This is a genomic window from Herbiconiux dendrobii (assembly GCF_052048175.1).
GTDB lineage: Bacteria > Actinomycetota > Actinomycetes > Actinomycetales > Microbacteriaceae > Herbiconiux.
In genome coordinates this window covers 64,829-81,925 of sequence record NZ_JBLZQV010000011.1, presented here as the reverse complement: position 1 = coordinate 81,925, position 17,097 = coordinate 64,829, and the positions used below count along the sequence as shown (strand labels likewise).

General features: G+C 67.6%; 17 protein-coding genes. 10 read left to right on the top strand and 7 right to left on the bottom strand.

Going from position 1 to position 17,097, the window contains the following annotated elements:
• Nucleotides 1-316 precede the first annotated feature (316 nt).
• Nucleotides 317-841 carry a hypothetical protein gene (locus tag ACN4JJ_RS20835; RefSeq protein WP_440711807.1) on the top strand — a complete coding sequence of 175 codons (525 nt, stop codon included), beginning with the start codon at nucleotides 317-319 and terminating at the stop codon, nucleotides 839-841.
• Between the two features lie 275 nt (nucleotides 842-1,116).
• Here the strand turns inward: ACN4JJ_RS20835 and ACN4JJ_RS20830 are convergent, their stop codons facing one another.
• From ACN4JJ_RS20830 to ACN4JJ_RS20800, 7 genes are all read right to left on the bottom strand, one after another.
• The gene (locus tag ACN4JJ_RS20830) at nucleotides 1,117-2,985 is read right to left on the bottom strand and encodes a hypothetical protein (protein WP_440711806.1); all 1,869 of its coding nucleotides are present in this window, start codon (nucleotides 2,983-2,985) and stop codon (nucleotides 1,117-1,119) included.
• A 292-nt stretch (nucleotides 2,986-3,277) separates the two neighbouring features.
• Entirely contained in the window at nucleotides 3,278-3,529 is a 252-nt protein-coding gene (locus tag ACN4JJ_RS20825) for a hypothetical protein (RefSeq protein WP_440711805.1), read from the bottom strand.
• A 59-nt stretch (nucleotides 3,530-3,588) separates the two neighbouring features.
• Nucleotides 3,589-4,014 carry a helix-turn-helix domain-containing protein gene (locus tag ACN4JJ_RS20820; RefSeq protein WP_440711804.1) on the bottom strand — a complete coding sequence of 142 codons (426 nt, stop codon included), beginning with the start codon at nucleotides 4,012-4,014 and terminating at the stop codon, nucleotides 3,589-3,591.
• Nucleotides 4,015-4,318: 304 nt separating this feature from the next.
• Nucleotides 4,319-5,434, bottom strand: coding sequence for a M23 family metallopeptidase (locus tag ACN4JJ_RS20815; RefSeq protein ID WP_440711803.1), 1,116 nt, complete (start codon nucleotides 5,432-5,434; stop codon nucleotides 4,319-4,321).
• A 3-nt stretch (nucleotides 5,435-5,437) separates the two neighbouring features.
• A complete protein-coding gene (locus ACN4JJ_RS20810; RefSeq protein WP_440711802.1) occupies nucleotides 5,438-5,941 on the bottom strand; it encodes a hypothetical protein in 504 nt (167 codons plus the stop codon).
• Entirely contained in the window at nucleotides 5,938-7,257 is a 1,320-nt protein-coding gene (locus tag ACN4JJ_RS20805) for a MinD/ParA family ATP-binding protein (RefSeq protein ID WP_440711801.1), read from the bottom strand. Before ACN4JJ_RS20805 ends, ACN4JJ_RS20810 begins: the two co-directional genes overlap by 4 nt.
• Entirely contained in the window at nucleotides 7,254-7,529 is a 276-nt protein-coding gene (locus ACN4JJ_RS20800; protein WP_440711800.1) for a helix-turn-helix domain-containing protein, read from the bottom strand. The genes ACN4JJ_RS20805 and ACN4JJ_RS20800 overlap by 4 nt, the downstream gene beginning before the upstream one ends.
• 193 nt (nucleotides 7,530-7,722) lie before the next feature.
• Between ACN4JJ_RS20800 and ACN4JJ_RS20795 the strand changes: the two genes are divergently transcribed.
• Genes ACN4JJ_RS20795 through ACN4JJ_RS20755 form a run of 9 tightly spaced genes read left to right on the top strand, consistent with a single transcriptional unit; the run spans nucleotide 7,723 to nucleotide 17,074 of the window.
• Nucleotides 7,723-8,343 carry a DUF6668 family protein gene (locus ACN4JJ_RS20795; RefSeq protein WP_440711799.1) on the top strand — a complete coding sequence of 207 codons (621 nt, stop codon included), beginning with the start codon at nucleotides 7,723-7,725 and terminating at the stop codon, nucleotides 8,341-8,343.
• An 11-nt stretch (nucleotides 8,344-8,354) separates the two neighbouring features.
• On the top strand, nucleotides 8,355-8,657 hold the full coding sequence (locus tag ACN4JJ_RS20790) for a hypothetical protein (RefSeq protein WP_440711798.1): 303 nt from the start codon (nucleotides 8,355-8,357) through the stop codon (nucleotides 8,655-8,657).
• 31 nt (nucleotides 8,658-8,688) lie between these two features.
• Nucleotides 8,689-9,420 (top strand): DUF8175 domain-containg protein, encoded by a 732-nt coding sequence (locus ACN4JJ_RS20785; RefSeq protein WP_440711797.1) that lies wholly within the window; start codon nucleotides 8,689-8,691, stop codon nucleotides 9,418-9,420.
• A gap of 3 nt (nucleotides 9,421-9,423) precedes the next feature.
• On the top strand, nucleotides 9,424-11,016 hold the full coding sequence (locus tag ACN4JJ_RS20780) for a TrbL/VirB6 family protein (RefSeq protein ID WP_440711796.1): 1,593 nt from the start codon (nucleotides 9,424-9,426) through the stop codon (nucleotides 11,014-11,016).
• 12 nt (nucleotides 11,017-11,028) lie between these two features.
• Nucleotides 11,029-12,531 (top strand): SCO6880 family protein, encoded by a 1,503-nt coding sequence (locus ACN4JJ_RS20775; RefSeq protein WP_440711795.1) that lies wholly within the window; start codon nucleotides 11,029-11,031, stop codon nucleotides 12,529-12,531.
• Nucleotides 12,531-14,201 carry a putative type IV secretion/conjugal transfer ATPase gene (locus tag ACN4JJ_RS20770; protein WP_440711794.1) on the top strand — a complete coding sequence of 557 codons (1,671 nt, stop codon included), beginning with the start codon at nucleotides 12,531-12,533 and terminating at the stop codon, nucleotides 14,199-14,201. Before ACN4JJ_RS20775 ends, ACN4JJ_RS20770 begins: the two co-directional genes overlap by 1 nt.
• Nucleotides 14,198-16,015: a type IV secretory system conjugative DNA transfer family protein gene (locus ACN4JJ_RS20765; protein ID WP_440711793.1), complete on the top strand. Its 1,818-nt coding sequence runs from the start codon at nucleotides 14,198-14,200 to the stop codon at nucleotides 16,013-16,015. The genes ACN4JJ_RS20770 and ACN4JJ_RS20765 overlap by 4 nt, the downstream gene beginning before the upstream one ends.
• A complete protein-coding gene (locus ACN4JJ_RS20760) occupies nucleotides 16,008-16,445 on the top strand; it encodes a DUF4913 domain-containing protein (RefSeq protein WP_440711792.1) in 438 nt (145 codons plus the stop codon). The genes ACN4JJ_RS20765 and ACN4JJ_RS20760 overlap by 8 nt, the downstream gene beginning before the upstream one ends.
• Nucleotides 16,442-17,074 (top strand): hypothetical protein, encoded by a 633-nt coding sequence (locus tag ACN4JJ_RS20755; protein WP_440711791.1) that lies wholly within the window; start codon nucleotides 16,442-16,444, stop codon nucleotides 17,072-17,074. The genes ACN4JJ_RS20760 and ACN4JJ_RS20755 overlap by 4 nt, the downstream gene beginning before the upstream one ends.
• Nucleotides 17,075-17,097 lie beyond the last annotated feature (23 nt).

The window sequence follows — 17,097 nt, the reverse complement described above, 5'->3', positions numbered from 1 at the left end:
CGCCTCGACGATGATTACGGTCGGGTCGATGTGCTCGACGACGCCCTGCGGGATGCTGGCGGTGTTGGTAGTCATTGGGTTCTCTCTCCCTCAACTGATTTTTTTGCCTGTCTGGCAAGCGCAGCGATTGAGAGCGGACGGCCCGCAGTGCGCGACGATTCGGGCGAAATAAGCCCGTCAGGGCGCGTCCGAATCGATGGGCACGAAGGGCCGGGAGCGAACTATCGTGAAGTGGCCAGACAGACGGAAAATAGGGGAAGCTGGCCGCGCAGCGGCTCCAACAAGGGAGCCAACGGCGACTCATTGAAGTGGGGATATGAGCGATACAGACACCTCGAAGCCCAGGCTGTCGCTGGGATGGACGTATAAGGGGCGACAGCATTCAGTCGGTATTGGGGGAGTGCTAGTCGTCTTGGTACTCGCCGGTGCTGTTGGCGCGATCTTCGGTCGAGTGCTGCCCCCGTTCGTGGTCGACGGCAATTGGTGGGGGAGTTTCTTCGCGTCGGCCGGCTTCGGTGGCGTTGCTGCTGTTGGCGCCGCGACGATCGCTTTCAGGGCCGCGAAGGATTCAAGCCGACGTGCGAGCGAAACCGCGTTGAAAGACCGGGGTCAGAGAGACGCGGCCGATCAGCGGTCACAGTGGTGGAATCGCTTCACGTGGGCAACTGATCGGGCGATCAATGAAGACACCTCGGAGCTTGGGGTGTCAGTCTTGTTGAAGTTGATTGACCAGAAGTGGGCAACGACCGAAGATCAAGAGATAGCGAAAGCCGTCGCAGACGTGATCGCCCCCGACGACGGCTCAGAACCAACGGATGACAGGGCAGGTGATGATGGCTGAGTACAGCGCCAGGGCTCGACAGCTAGCGCGCCAGCTCCGGTCTAAGGCGGAGCAGAACATCGCCGCAAGCAACGGCCAAAGCGGCAGCTCAGAATTCAGCGTGGTCCGTAGTCCGAAAAGCGGGCAGTACACGGTGAAGGGACCTCGCGGCGGCGCTTCCGGCAAGGAGGTGCCGATCCGGAAGGTCGACCCGATCCCGCGACGGGTCGGTTTCGGCAGAGACGAGTCGACTGGCGACGTATCCGGTTCCGACATCGAATAGTGCTTTTGGCCAACTAGGCCACAAGCGGGAGCGGCTCAAGCTGGAGCGCCCCGGCCGCAACAAGTTCTAGCGCAGCTCTGTGATCGGCTCGACCGTTCGGGCCCCGAGGGTAGCGGGCATAATCGGGTCGATCGTTCTGGGCAAACATCACGACACCATCGGGGGAGCGCCGGCCTCGACGCTTCTTACCGCGTTTTCGCATCCAGGCGCATTCGGCAGACCACCATTCCCATCTACCGCGCTCGAGGCGATATCGGGCTTGGCGGTCGACCAGGTAACCGGCGACGTCGAGAGCGTCGGCGGCTAGATCGAGTGCCAAGGTGTCGGCACGGGTCCATCCGCCGACGGTTCGGTGGATGAGACCGTGGTGGTGGAGTCGGTGCAGCGCAGTTCGGATGCGGGCAGCGTCCAATCCGGTGCGGTGCGTGAGGTCGTTGATCGTGGCCACGGCGTCGTCGGGGAGGTGCTTAAAGACCAGTCCTGCGGTGCGGCCCAAGCTGTGGGGTGCGGCGAAGGTGTCGTGCGTCAGAGGGTGGAGCTCGCGGCTTAGTCGAGTGGTCCAATACCCGGGGGAGAGTTGGGGGCCGCGCGGGGCGGGGCGTGCAAGCACTTGTGTCCGGTCTTGGTGTTCTGTCTCTGTGGAGAACTTCTCGGAGAGGCGGTAGCGCTGCCCGTGGGGCGCTTCGGCTTCTCCGACGGGGACAAGCCAGGCTGTCTCGGGCTGGCCGTCAACGTGGGGCTGGGTGAGTTGCTGTAGCGCCGTGTGCACGGTGGTGCGGCCGTAGCCGGTGTCGGCCGAGAGTCGGCGCACGTCGGCCTCAACGACGAGCTGCGCGGACTGTGCCATGTAGAGGCAGAGAGCGTCGAGCACGGCGCGGGTGCTGTGCGTCCCGCGACGGTGCCGTGCAGCGGAGGAGGCCCGATCTGCGCCCCAGAGGCCCGGCATGGCGTCTGCGCGCTCCTGAGCGCGTTCTACGGCGCGCAGGGCGGCATTCTGTCGGGCGAGGTAGTCGCGGTCGTCGCCGGTGCCGCGGCGAGGGTTGGCGGCTACGTATCGGACGGCGATGTTCCAGGCGGAGTCAAGGGCACGGATGCGGCCGCGGTCGGTGCGGGGGAGCCTCGTTCCGTGGGGGCCGGCCTTCGTTCGGACGTGCTCGAGCGCGGGCGCGTCGACGATCGCGAGCACGTCGGCGTAGCGCCAGCGTGCGTTGGCGCATCCGGCGAGCACGGTGGCCAGGGTGTAGGAGGTGTCGGCCGTCGGCGGCTCGTCGAGCATGCTGGCGATGCGGGAACTGAGGGGTCGCTTAGGCCCGGCGATGTGGGTGTGGCCGTCGGCGTCGACTGTCATGCCGCGCAGCAGCGCCGTGGTGACGGTAGGGATCTCGGCGCCGGCGTCGAGGAAGAACCTGGTGAGGTCGTCGATCGCGTCGCCCAGCACGGAGGGGTGGGCGAGGGGTGTGAGCGGCCCCTGGGCCACGGATACACCGCCGAGGCGGTGGGGGGCTCCGGGCGGCCGCACACATCCCGTGGCTGGGTTCATCAGCGGAGTGGGGTCGAGGGAGGGGAGGAGCTGCTTCGCCAGCTGGGCGAGGAGGCGCACCTGAGCGGCGGGGATCGGATCGGCCAGGCCGATCCAGACGTGACGGCCACCAGTCGGGCCGGAAACGCACGTTAAGTGCGGGACGTTCAGCTCTTCGAGCCAGTGCGAGAGCCTGCCGGCGTCGTAGTGGGAGTTACCGCGCGAGCTGTCGAGGTCGAAGCAGAGGTAGTCGAAACTCTCGCGGTCGCCGGAGAGGTACACGGCCCACGGCGTCGTGGGCGGATCTGCGTGTAGCGGCCAGTCCGAGCCGCTGTAGTCGTTCAGGATCTCGCCGTCGGCCATGAGCGCGGCCGCGCGTACGCCGGCGCGGCGGCTGAGCACACGTGTTGTCTGCCAGGCCGCTGAGACGTCTGGCGGTGCCACGGCACGCGAGTTGAGGAAAAAACCGTCAAAAACGGCAGAATCGGCTACTATGGGGTCATTCCTTCCGGTTCTCCGGTGGGTATGACAAAGGCTCCGGCCTGATAAACCGGATTCTTCGTTGGATTAGCTCGAACCTCGTGGTCGCCAAACTTTGAGGGTTCTGAGCTACGAAACTTGATCGGCCCGTCGCGCAAGCGGCGGGCCTTTTCGTTTAGGCGGCTGCTGTGGAGGGCACCTCCGCGCCGTCGAGAGTGGGGGAGAGAACGGGGAGTGATCCTCGTTCGGCTTCGAGTCGCCCGACAAGCAGTTCGAGGTACAGCGACAGCGACAGCGACCCTGAGGCCATACCTGCTGCTTTGAGCCGCGCTTCGGTCTCTGCGGAGAGAACGATCTTCCGTTCGACGACCTTCGCTCCGGCGGGTCGGCGGTTGCGCTTGATCCCTGCGTTGCTTGCCTGCGTCATGCCGCAAGTCAATCGGGTTAAGGGGGTAGTTAACGGCAAGTGGGCCCGCGTGTCGCTATTCATGACGGGTCCGCCTTTTGATTACTGACTTCGCGGAGGGCTTGGCGGAGCTGCGACTTCCGGACCAGCCAGCGCCCTCCGACGTGGAAGGCGGGGATGACTCCAAGCTCCATCCACCGGTAGATCGTGGGCTTGGACTTGTCGAAGAGTTCCATGAGGTCCTTGTGGCTCATCTCGTCCGCGTAACCGGCAAGCACGTCGACGGGGACGACCGGTTCTGGCTGGGGACGGTTGCTGTTGGCGTCGAGCCATGCCCGGACCTCGGGCTTGAAGATGATCCAGCTGCGCTCGAGGCGGTATGCCGGGATGACGCCGTTGGTGAGGCGGGTGAAGATGCCCGGACGGCCAACACTGAGGATTCGGGAAAGATCGGTTGTGGAGAGCGTGTTGGGGAAGGCGTCCCAATAGGTGTCGTCGTCGGTCATCAGAGCAGCGGTTTCATGGGAGTCCCCATCGGGGTCGGCGGAAAAGCGGTCAGGGCTTCGGGTGTCCTGGCGTTCATCGGCGGTTAGGCCGCCGTTCGGCCTTCTCCAAGCATTATCCCAGGCCGAGTACCCCGCACTAGGGTCGGAATCGCCGACTCGGGCCGTCATCGTTCATCCTCCGTCCCGCTGCTGGTAGCCGTGTCGATCGAGGATCCACCGATGTGCACGACGTGGGCGTGGGGTCTGCCGCCCTGGTGTACGTCGACGACGAGTACGGGGTAGGCGGGGATGGGTGTCGGCGGCATCAGTAGTTCCTGGTGCAGCTGTCGGCGGGGCAGAGCTCGACGCCGAAGAGGGCGAAGAACTTCTCGGGGTCGATGAATCCGGGGACCGGTGCGCCGAGCGTCTCTGAGGTGGGCAGGGTGGCCACCTGGGGGTCGGTGTTCCCGTCGACGTTGATGCGGATATCGAGGTGGCAGCCGGTGGAGGGGCCTTCGTTGCCGGTGAGGGCGATCTGCTGGCCAGCGGTCACAGCGTCGCCTACCTTCACGGTGACGTCCGCGAGGTCCATGTGCAGGTAGGAGACGGTGTAGCCGGCTGGTGACTTGATGGACACCTGGTAGCCCTCGACGAGCGCGACGGTGCCGTTCTCGATCGAGTAGATGGGGTCTTTGCAGTTGCCGGGCCAGTGTTGGAGGTCGTCGGCGGGGTGCCAGCTGGAGGCGCCGCCTGTGGGTGCGCCGCGGGGTCCGAAGTCGTCGGTCATGTTGAAGCCGGGGGAGAGGGGCAGAACAACGCTGCCACTCGCGCATCCGCCGCCGGTGGGGCCGCCCGCGAGGGCGGTCACGATGGCGTCGGCTGGCTCGAAGAACGGCGTGTAGTAGAACGGGTCTGCGTTGCCCTGCACCTTGTGGATGGCGAGGGTGGGTTCGAGGTTCTGCCAGTCGGCCACGCCGACGAGCCGCTGGAAGAACGAGGTGGCGGCGTAGGTCGGGTCCATGGCCTGCTCTCGCGTGCCCCAGGTGCCTCGGCACCACTGCTGCTGGAAGAGCCCCACCGAGCAGGTGGGGGTGCCGTCCGGGTTGGTGACGCCGTTGCCCTCGTCGCCGTAGTCGAGGTTCACGAGCGTGCTCTCGCCGATGGCGGTCATGACGCCGATCACCTGCGCTTTGCGATCGAGGCCGAGCGCGGAGGCGGCGTTCATGATGTAGGCGGCGTTCTTGAGCTGGTCGTCTTGGAAGCCGGCGACCGGCTCGGTTGGTACCTTCTCCGGGTCGATCGAGTTCGCGGCTGCAGCGCATGATGCAGCTGCACCGCCTCCGGTGAACACGAGCACGATGAGCAGGAAGAGCGTGGCGAGCACGATGAGCGGTGCGCCGATGAAGATCAGCGCCCCCGTGCCTTTGCTCTGCTCCGCCATCGGCTATGCCTGCGCGGGCCGGATTCGGTCAGCGAGCCATGGGGCATCCGGACCGGTGCGGCTCAGGCTCACGTTGTACGGGCCGGCGTCGGTGGGAACCTCGACGATCAGCGCTACCTCCGTGGAGCCGTCGAGGATCTTGCCGGTGCCGGTGACCTGGCGCACGGGTACCTTCGCCGGGTCGGTGCCCTCGTAGGCGGCCGCGCCGGCCTGGGTCATCAGCGGATAGAGGTTGTTCATCCACGTCTGCGCGTCGAGCGTCGGTTGCGCGAACGCGGCGACGACCTTCTCAGCTGCGTCGAGCGCCGATTCTCGGCTGTCCTCGCTGGCCTCGGGGATGGGGATCACGGTGGCCTCGTCGGCGGGCGGCGTCGGATTGGGGCTCGCGGGCGACGTCGGCGCCGCGGTGCTGGTGCTGGTTGCGCTCGTGCTGTCCGGGGTGTCTGCGACGCATCCGGTGAGGGCGAGCGCTGCGATCAGGGGCAGCGCCGCGGCGGCGCGGTTCACAGGCCGTCCGCCACGGTGGCGGTGACCTGGAGCCACGCTTCTCGGGTGGCCGGCGACAGGGCGTCGAAGTTCAGGGTGCCGCCGTCGACCAGCGCGTCGTCGTGGGGCACGTGGTGCACGGCGCGCGTGAGCGAGCGGAAGTGCGAGTCGAGTCGGCGGACGAGCTGCGGGTCGGCCACCTTCGACGGTGAGGCGAGCACGGTGACGGCGTTGCGCACCTTGTCCTCGTGGCCCTTCTCGTAGAGGCCGTCGACAAGCCACGCGGCAGAGTTTGCGGTGTCCTCACGGATCGTGGAGACGATGACCACCTGGTCCGCGGCCGCGAGGGCGGCTTCCCAGTTCGAGGCGCGCATGTTGTTGCCGGTGTCCACGACGATGACGCGGTAGAAGCGGCTGAGGGTCTGGTGCAGGTTCTCGAACGCGCCGGCGTCGATGGTGCTTGAGGCGGCTGCGTCCTCGTCGGAGGCGAGCACATCGAACTGGGTGGGGTTCTGGGCCCGCACGTAGTTGTCGAGGTCGCCCACCCGGGCGTTGCGAATGTCGTTGAAGCGGTCGAGATCTCGCAGGAGGTCAACGGCCGTGTTCTGGTGGCGGGCCGGCTGGGCGCGCCACCCGAGTGTGCCTCGCGTCTCGTTGTTGTCCCAGGCGAGCACAGAGCCGCCGCGGTGGATGCCGAACGTGGCCGATAGGAGCATGGTCGAGGTCGTCTTGTGCGCCCCGCCCTTGGGGTTGATGACGACGATCGTGCGCGGGCCGCTGAGGCTGCGTGCGACGCGTTCGATGGCGTCGCGGTGCGCGAGCTCGAAGGCGCCGGGGGCGGGCTTGATGATGCCGCCCGTGAGCTTGCGCACGGCGCCCTGCCATCCCATCGTCGCGGGACCGACCGGGGCGGCGGGCCTGGACTGCAGAAGGTCGTTCAGGGTCGGCCGCGGCTTGGCCACCGCGACCTGCGGGGCGGCCTGCTGCTGCGGGGCCGCTGCCGCCGCCGGCACCTGCTCAGGCGCTGCGTGTGCCGGCGTAGCGGCCTCGGGCTGCTGCACGAGCGCGGCGGAGGCGTCGAGGCCGGTGATGGGCTCGAGGTGGCCGTCAGGGTGCACGGCGAACAGCTGCTCCCCGAGCTCGTCGCGGGTGAGCAGGCGGACGGGCCGGCCGAGCTCCATGGCGGTCGCGGTGACGAGCGCGACGATTTCGGCGCGCACGGCGGCGTCGGTGGCACCGGACACGTCCTGGGTGCTGCCGTTGATCGTGACCGTGCCCGTGGCGTCGGCCGCGACGGTGGCCTCGATCTTCGGGAACGTCGGAACGGTGATGGTCATGAGGTGCCTCTCTCGTCGTCCTGAGGGCTCAGCGCGGCCTGCTCGTTGTGGTGGGCCAGGAGGTACGCGCGCAGCTGCTCGCGGGGGATTCGCCAGTTCTTCCCGATCCTGACGGCCGGCAATCGGCTGGCCGGATCGGAGGTCGAGAGCAGGTCGCGCACGCTCCGCTCGCCCAGGTTGATGACCCGCGAAACCTCCCCCACGGTGAGCATGTCGCCGTAGCTGGAGAGCGCGGAGTCGGGCCACGTCAGCGTCGAAATCGGTTCGTCCACATTCAGAGGCTAACGGAAAACAGGTCACATAAGTACAAAGTGGTGCACTTTGTGGCGTAACAGGTAATGTGTGTGAGACGAGGCCCGGAGTGCCCTCTACGGGGGGTCTCGGTTCATGCTCTACCAGTGTCGAGAATGACGCAAGCGCATGGACGTTGGCACTCCGAGTCCCAATCTGAGAGGGATCGAGCGCATGACCAACGTGAATCCGTGGCTGGTCAGCCCGCAAGAGCCAGCGGCTGAGACACCCGTCACGCAGCCTCCGCAGTCGAGGCGCGAGGCGCGCAGCGGAGCCACCGCTCCGCAGCCCGGTGTGCCTGCGCCCGACACCGCCGACCGGCTACCGCGGCGCGAGCAGGCATGGCCAGCGACCGCCTGGTGGCTCGGCGTGCACGGCGGTGCCGGCGAGTCGACACTGGCCGCTCTGGCCAGCGGCACGCGCCCCGCAGATCACGCTTGGCCCATTCCGACCACCGCGGGCACCACACATCGGGTGGTGCTCGTGGCCCGCAGCAACTTCGCCGGCATCACCGCTGCGCAGCGCGCGGCGACGGAGTGGGCCTCCAACGCTCTGGGCGAGGGCATTGGCCTCGCCGGCCTCGTGCTGATCGCAGACGCACCCGGTCGACTGCCGAAGCCGCTCCGCGAGCTCGAGCAGATCGTCGCCGGTGGCGTGCCCCACGTGTGGCACCTGCCGTGGGTCGACGCGTGGCGCATCGGACCGACAGACGCGGCCGCGCTGCTGCCCAGGGAGTTCCGCCAACTGTTCTCTGACCTTGCCCTTACAACCCCGAGCGCACCCGCTCACCACTGAAAGGACATGCCATGTCTCTATCCCTCGCTGCCGCACACGTGCTCACCGCGGCTAGCCAGTACACCGGCCTGCTGCCCAATCCCGAGCCCGCTGCTCCTCCCGGCTTCGAGGGCTTCATCACGATCCTCGGCTGGGCGAAGTGGGTCGGCCTTATCGCCGCCATCTTTGCTCTGATCGCCGTGGCCGTGTTGTTCATGTTCAACTCCCGCCGCGGCGAAGGTGGCGAGCACATCAAGACTTTCGTAGGCATCCTGATCGGCGTGATGATCATCGGCGCCGCGACCGCCCTTGTCGGATTCCTCTCCGGCTCATAGACCACCGCCACTCTCCGGAAGGGAACCACGCATGAGCAGCACCGAGACCAGAAGCCCGTTCAGGAGCCGCGGATTCATCGCCGCGGCGGTCGTGGTCGGGATCATCGTCCTGGCCGGAATCGTGGTGCTCGTCACGTCACTCACCCGCGGTGGCGACACCGCGGCTCCCCAGACACCCGCCCCGTCGACGAGCGCCCCGGCGAGCACCGCTGACCCAAGCGTGTGCGGGCTGCCTGGCGACGAGACGACCAACACGCTCGACAGTGCGCCCGACACGACATGGGAGCTCATCGGAACGCTGGCCGCTCCGGCCGACCCTGAGGTGTCGGGACCTGGGACCGTGGATGCCGATGGCTTCCGCAGCTGCTTTGCCCACACGGCAGAGGGGGCGCTGTACGCGGCCGCGAACATCTTTGCCATGAGCACCGACAGTCGGCTCGCGCCGGAGCTGTCGGAGCGGTACCTCCTGCCGGGTGTGGGTCGTGACGCTGTGCTGGCACGCGAGGCGGCCGGTGACTATGCGCCGAGCTCGTCGACGCGAGCGCAGATCGTCGGGTACAAGATCAACGCGTACGACGGTGCCGGAGCCACGGTCGACCTGGTGTTGCAGGTCGCCAACTCGGGAGCGTTGGTGAGCATTCCCACTGTGTTGAGCTGGCATGACGGCGACTGGAAGGTCGTCGTCGACGACAGCGGGAACAGTCCTCTCGACTCGGCGCAGGTTGAGAACCTGGGCGGCTACACCCCCTGGGCGGGAGCGTAAGCGGTGGCTGTTGTGGAGGAATGCCAGCCGTTCGATATCGCGTGCAAGCTGGGCGAGGGCGCGAAGGACATCATCTCGCAGGCGTCGAATGACGCCGTACAGGAACTGATGAACCGGGTGCTGGAAGGGCTCGGGAAGGCGCTGGCAAGCATCGGCACGATGTGGGTCAACGTGCCCACTCCGGTGCTGACGGCCGGTAACGGCACTGGGGTGCTGCCCACAAATAACCCTGGTGCCGACCAGTTCACAATGATCCTCTCCTACGTGAGCTACATCGGGTTGGCGATCGCCGTGCTGTCGATCATCGCGCTCGGCGCGCTCATGGCGTTGCAGTCCCGCCGAGGTGAGGGAATCCGGAACGCCGGCAAGCTCGGCGTGATCTTCATCGCCATCCTGCTCATCTCGGGGGCGTCCGCGCTCGTGGGCGGACTTCTCTCCGCTCGAGCACCGGAGGGTTCATCCTCGACGGTCGGGTTCTTGCAAAACGCTCTCTGGTACTGGGTCGGTGGCCTCGCGATCCTGTCCATCATCATTGCCGGCATCCGGATGGCGTGGGAGCAGCGGGCGCAGCCGGGCAAAGACCTGATCCAGTCGCTCATCACCCTCGTGGTGGTGTCGGGCACCGGTCTGGCCGTGATCACATTGGCCACGACCGCCGCCGACCAGTTCTCCGTGTGGATCCTCCAAGGCGCCACCAACTGTGACGTGTCCGCGGCCGGTAGCCAGTGCTTCGGCACCAACATGGCCACGCTGATCACGCTGACCGCCTCGTCGCCTATCGGAGTGATCGGTGTGCTCATCCTCGGTGCGATCGCGCTGCTGATGACCTACGTGCAGGTCGCTCTGATGGTCATCCGGGGCGGTCTATTGGTCGTGCTCGCCGGCGCGCTCCCCTTGACCGCGAGCTTCACCAACACTCAGATGGGCAAGCAGTGGTTCGGGAAGATGATCGGCTGGACGCTCGCCTTCATCCTCTACAAGCCCGCGGCCGCCCTGATCTACGCGGCCGCGTTCAGCCTGGCCGGCACAGACGCCTTCCAGAAGGACGGCGGCGGCATCTATTCGATCCTGACCGGCCTGGCCCTCATGCTCATGGCGCTGATCGCGCTGCCGGCGCTGCTCAAGTTCGTGGCGCCGATGACGGGCGCGGTCGCTGGAGGGGGCGCTGCGGGGCTGGCTCTGGCCGGCGCTGCGGGGATGGTCGGCGGTGAGGTTGCCAGCGGTGCGGTTCGTCGGATGAGCAACTCCGGCAACAGCGGAGGGGGAGTCAGCGGGGGTGGCGGCGACTCCAGCCCGAGCGGAGCGAGCATGGCCGGGAAGGGCAGTCCCACCCCGACACCCTCACCTGCGGGCGCGAGTGGCGGCGGCGCTGGGTCTGCGGCGAGCTCCGGTGCATCCGGTGGTGGCGCGGCCGCGGGCGGAGCCGCTGCGGGCGCAGGTGCTGGTGCCGGAGCGGCGGCGGGCGGAGCCGCTGCGGCTGGTCCCGCGGCACCGATCGTGATGGGCGCACAGATGGTCAAGGAGCGAGCCAAAGCCGTGGGTGAGGCCGCGCAGGGTGCGGTTCAGTCGGCCGCTGATGATTCAACCGGAGCGTAGGGAGTTCGTGCGATGACAACGACAGATGGTGCGCCTCCGGCGTACGGCAACTGGACCAAGCCCAAGACGGCCGGCCTGCTCGGCCTCGGCACGATCGGGACCGCGATCCTGTTCTTCGGGGCGGGTTTCAGTGTGATCGTCACGATGGCGTCGACCATCGTCAACGGCCTGCTCACCGCTCTGGTGTTCGGGCTGTTCCTGCTGACGGTTTCCGTCAAGGACAAGCACGGTCAGAGTCTGCTGATGCGGACCACAACACGGGTGGGATGGATGGCTACGAAGAGCAAGGGATCGAACATCTACCGGTCGGGGCCGCTTGGCCGCGCCGAGTGGGGAACGACACAGCTCCCCGGCCTGGCGGCAGGCTCGCGGCTGACGGAGTGGCGCGACAGCTACAACCGGCCGTTTGCGCTGGTGCAGGTGCCGAACACGTCGGACTTCACGGTCGTCATCGGCACCGAGCCTGATGGCGCCGCGCTCGTTGACCGCGAGCAGGTCGATGTGTGGGTGGCCGAGTGGGGCATGTGGTTGGCCAACCTGGGAGACGAGCCAGGGATCGAGGCGGTGTCGGTGACGATCGAGACGGCACCGGACACCGGCACGAGGCTCCGGCGCGAGGTGAGCTCCCGGATCGACCCGAACGCCCCCGAGTTCGCCAAGAGCATCCTCAACGACCTGGTGGAGCACTACCCGGCCGGGTCGGCCACGATCAAGGCCTACGTGGCCATCACCTTCAACGCGGCCGCGCGCGCCGGTGGCAAGAAGCGCACCCCTGACGAGATGGGCCGCGAGCTCGCCTCGCGGCTTCCCGGCCTGACCCAGGGGCTCTCGGCCACCGGCGCAGGCGCGACGCACCCGCTGAGCGCCCAGGAGCTCTGCGAGGTCATCCGCGTGGCCTATGACCCCGCGGCTGCCCGGCTGATCGACGACGCCAACGCGGCAGGTGAGCCGCCCGAGTTGTACTGGCCGGAGATTGGCCCGACCGCGCATCAGGCGAACTGGGACACCTACCGGCACGACTCCGCCCTGTCGGTGACGTGGATGATGAGCGGCGCCCCGCGCGGCAACGTGCCCTCGAGCATCCTGGCCAGGCTTCTCGCACCTCACCGCGACGTCGCCCGGAAGCGGATCACGCTGCTGTATCGCCCGATCGACGCGGCCAAGGCGGCCGCGCTTGTCGAAGCGGATGCGCGTGCGGCGATGTTCAATCTCCAGTCCTCGAATAAGCCCACTGCTCGGAGCGTTACCGCGACGAAGTATGCACTGGCGACCGCGCAGGAAGAGGCGTCGGGCGCGGGCCTGGTGAACTTCGGCATGCTCGTCACCGCCACGGTGACGGATGCCGCGCAGGAGGCCGACGCGAAGGCGGCGATCGACAGTCTGTCGGCCACCGCGCGGCTGCGGCTGCGCGTCGTGCATGGGTCGCAGGATTCCGCGTTCGCGGCGGCGCTGCCGCTGGGCCTGGTGCTGCCGAAGCATCTCCGCATCCCCACTGAGGTCAGGGAGCAGCTGTAATGCCCGCAATCGACAACACACGCCGGAAGATCCGTGCGTCGAAGCCGAAGGAGCTCGCGCCGGCCAAGCCGTCGAAGGCCGAGCGGGAGCGCGAGAAGAAGCCCGCGGTGAAGCGGCCAGGGCCGCGCGGCTGGCTGGGTCGTGCTCGAGGGGAGGCGAGCGTCATCCAGCCCGTCGACGAGTGGCGCGGCACCACCGTGCAGGTCTGCGGGCTCCATCCGTTCTCGGTCGGCACGGGGACACCGATGATTGGCGTTCCGCTCGGCTTGCAGCTGTTCACGGGCGCGACCGTGTGCGCCGACCCGATCTCGTGGTTCCAAGACGCCGGCCTCATCTCCAACCCCTCGGTGTTCGTCCTCGGCCTGCCGGGCCTGGGGAAGTCGACGCTGATCCGACGCATGGCCGCGGGCGGTGCAGGCCTCGGCAAACTGCCCCTGGTGCTGGGCGATCTGAAACCCGACTACGTGGACATGATCAAAGCCCTCGGCGGCCAGGTCATCACCCTCGGCCGCGGCCGCGGCCACCTCAACATCCTCGACCCCGGCGAGGCCACCGCCGCCGCCGAGCGGCTACGAGCTGCCGGCAAGGAAAAGGAGCGGGCGATCGTGCTCGCAGACGCGCACGGCCGCCGACACACGATGGTGTCGGCGCTGCTGACGATCCTGCGGAAGAACCCGCCCTCCGCACGCGAAGAGGCCATCATCGACCGGGCACTGAAAGTGCTCGACCAGCGAGCAGCCGGAGTCCCCGTTCTCGGTGACCTGCTGGCAGTCATCCAGGAGGCCCCGCCCGAAGTGCGCGCGGTCGCACTCGACCGCGGGGACGATGACCGCTACCGGCGCATCACCGAAGAGCTCGAAGCGTCGCTCATCAGCCTCACCACGGGCGGCCGCCTCGGAGAGACGTTCGCCCACCACACCGACGTACCGATGATGCGCGATCGCCCCGTGGTCTACGACGTGTCCTCGATCGACGACTCCGACACCGACATGCAGGCCGCGATCCTGCTCGCCTGCTGGTCGGCCGGCTTCGGCACGGTCAACATCGCGAACGCCCTCGCTGACGCCGGGCTGGAGCCACGCCGCCACTACCTCGTCGTCCTCGATGAGCTGTGGCGTGCTCTCCGCGCCGGTCAAGGCATGGTCGATCGCGTCGACGCCCTGACCCGCCTCAACCGGCAGCGCGGGGTCGGCCTAGCCATGATTTCCCACACCATGAGCGACCTGCTCGCCCTGCCCACCGAGTCCGACCGGATGAAGGCGCGTGGCTTCGTCGAGCGCAGCGGCATGGTGATCGCGGGCGGCCTGCCGGGTGCGGAGATGCCCATGCTGACCAGCGCCGTGCCGCTGTCGCGTGCGGAGCAGGATCTGCTGGCGTCGTGGCAGGACCCGGGCGCCTGGGACACCGGTGCCGGGCGAGAGGCGGAGCCGCCCGGGCGCGGGAAGTTCCTGATCAAGGTCGGTGGCCACCCGGGTATCCCCGTGAAGATCGAGCTCATCGAAGCAGAGCGGGCGATCAACGACACGAACAAGCTCTGGCACCCGGCCGATTCGTTCCCCGAGCCGGACGAGTCCAACCCGGTGATCGGACTGGAGAGTGCCGACGAGGTGGAACGCGAGTTCGAAGCTGAGGTGCCGGGCGCAGCTCGAGCGGAGGAAGGCGCAGCATGAGCACCTCGAACAGGCGCCGAGCACCTGGGCTCGACGGCTCGACCGTCCTCCTGCTCGTCGGGCTCACGCTGGCCGTGCTGGTGCTCGGCACGGTGTGGGCTGCCGTGACGTGGGGATCGAAGCTCGACGGCGTGAATCCCGAGCTCAGCGGCGACCCGTTCGAGCTGTTCTTCGGGGTGCTCCGCGGCAAGGTGACCTGGCCAGGCTCCGCCACATGGATCGCCGTGGCGGCTGCGGTGATCATCCTCGCTCTGGGCATTCTGCTGTGGGTGGCGATCGCCCGCGCCCGGTCGCGGCGGACCCGCGTCGACGAGGCCGCCCGGTTCATGGGCAAGGGCAAGGATCTCGCCTCGCTGTCGGCGAAGAACGCACGCGCCACCGCGCAGCGGCTCGGCGTCGACGGCTGGATAGGCGTCACAATCGGCGTCACCATCGTGGGCAAGCAGAAGCTCTACGCCTCCGCGGAGGACATGATCGTCATGGTGGCCGGCCCCCGGGTCGGCAAATCGACGTCCTACGTCATTCCTGCGATCGTCGACGCCCCAGGTGCCGTCGTCACGACCTCGAACAAGCGCGACGTCGTGGACGCGACTCGCGACGTGCGCGCCGCGAATGGATCGACCGTCTGGGTGTTCGATCCGCAGGGCATCGCGCGGGAGGAACCGACCTGGTGGTGGAATCCGCTGTCCTACGTCACCGACGACACCCGCGCGGCCCGCCTGGCTGCGCACTTCGCGTCGTCGACGATGACGGGTGGAGCGTCCGAGAACTCGTCCTACTTCAACCGTGCCGGCGAGAACCTGCTCGCCGGCTTCCTGCTCGCGGCCGCGCTCGACGACCGCCCGATCACGCAGATCTTCACCTGGACCACGCGGCCCGGTGAAATCGAGCCGGTGAAGATCCTGGAGCGGCACGGCTTCATCGGCATGGCCGACGCGGTAGCCGGCGAGGTGAACGGCGAGCCGAAGCGGCGCGACAGCGTGTACGGCACCGCGGCGCAGATGGTCGACTGCTTGAAGATCGGCAAGATCGCCCGCTGGGTCACCGCCCACGGCGGGGACTCGGCCGCCGAGCCGCGGCCGCAGTTCTCACCGGAGACGTTCGTGCGAAGCAAAGACACCCTCTACAGCCTGTCGATGGAGGGCCAGGGCTCGGCCGGCCCGCTCGTGACCGCGCTGACCGCGATCACCGTGGAGGCCGCCGAAGAGCTGGCCACCACTCAGCGAGGCGGCCGCCTGTCGGTACCGATGCTCGGCGTGCTGGATGAGGCAGCCAACGTCTGCCGCTGGCGCAACCTGCCGGACCTGTACTCGCACTACGGCTCCCGCGGCATCGTCCTGATGACCATCCTGCAGTCCTGGTCCCAGGGCGTCGAAGTCTGGGGACGAGAGGGCATGCGCAAGCTGTGGTCCGCTTCAAATGTGAAGGTCTACGGCGGCGGTGTAGCGGAGACGGAGTTCCTGGGCGAGCTGTCGCAGCTGGTGGGCGACTACGACAAGCACACATCATCGACGTCGGTCGGGCAAGGCCATCGGTCGACGTCGCATCAGATCCACCGCGAGCGCACTCTCGACGTGTCTGAGCTCAGCGGTATGCCGCGCGGCCGCGCCGTGGTGTTCGCGTCGGGTGCGCCCGCTACGCTCATCGAAACTGTGCCGTGGATGCGCGGCCCCCATGCCGACTCGGTTCGGGCGTCGATCGCCGCGCACGATCCAGCTGGCGCCGGGGTAACGGCAACGCCGACGCCGGTCGACCAGCCAGCTCGGGCCTGGGTTGAGGCGGGTACAGCGAGGGACGGGGAGCGGGATGACTGACTACGACGACGACCTCGACGCTGCAGAAGGTGACGATTCCGCCGTCGACGAGAGCGCCAGCGCCAATGCAGGCCTCTTTTTCGGCTCGGTTGACGAGTTCGTGCGTGAGCAGCTGATCGAAGAATATCGGCGCGTCGTGGGGCCCAGCGGGCGCGCACACCGACGCTGGGCTGCGGACTGGTGGAGATATCCGGAAGCTGTCTCCCGCCTCGAGGCAATTTGGCGGGCATGGGAGCACCTGCGACAGGACGGCGCCACCGGTTCAAGCGTGTGGTGGCGCGATCACCTCGACCCACACATGGCTGTATTGATGGACGTCGAGGGTCCGTTCTCGGACTCAAAGGATCAGAACGACCCGGGGGAGAAGCTGCCCTACACCGCCCCGCCCCCCGGCCTGTTCCCGGATGTCCGTGCGGCGGCTCAGCAGTGAGTAGCGACGACACATACACGGCAAGCGCCGAGCGCGTGTTCGGAGATGCCGTGGTCTCCGTGTCGGTGTACCCGGGCGTGCCTCACGCACGCGTCGACCTGGTGGACGGCACCCGGGCTCTCATTGATGTCGAGGGCCGGGAAGTAGGGCGGCGGCGGCCCGCACCGCCTGCGCAGGACTTGGCCGAGGTCGTCACCCCACCTGGGCCGGATGCGAATGAAAGCCCGGCGCACGCACGCCTATCGGTGTTTTATGGTCCGCGCGGATGGGTCGCTCACGCAAACTTCGCCAGCCGTAAGGCGTGGAGTTACGCAAACGGATTGGACGAAATCCGGGCGGCAGCGATGAGCGCGCTGGCGAAGGTTGGGTCGCGGCTGGATCCGGATGAACCGATCGTTTTTGATGCGCCGGCGACATTCATGAAGCTGTGGCCACAGATCCGCGAGCAAGAGGACTACGTCGAGCAACTCCGCCGAGAACTCAAGGATGAGGAACAGCGCATCAGTGAGCTGCGGAAGACGTCGCTTCGTTCATTACGCCGGGCGCACGTGCCTATCGAGGACGCGCTACAACTCTTAGATCGGGGACCTGTCCTCGATGAGGGGAGGACGGCGTCTGAACCGGACTGAGAAGCACTCGAACCGCCGATACT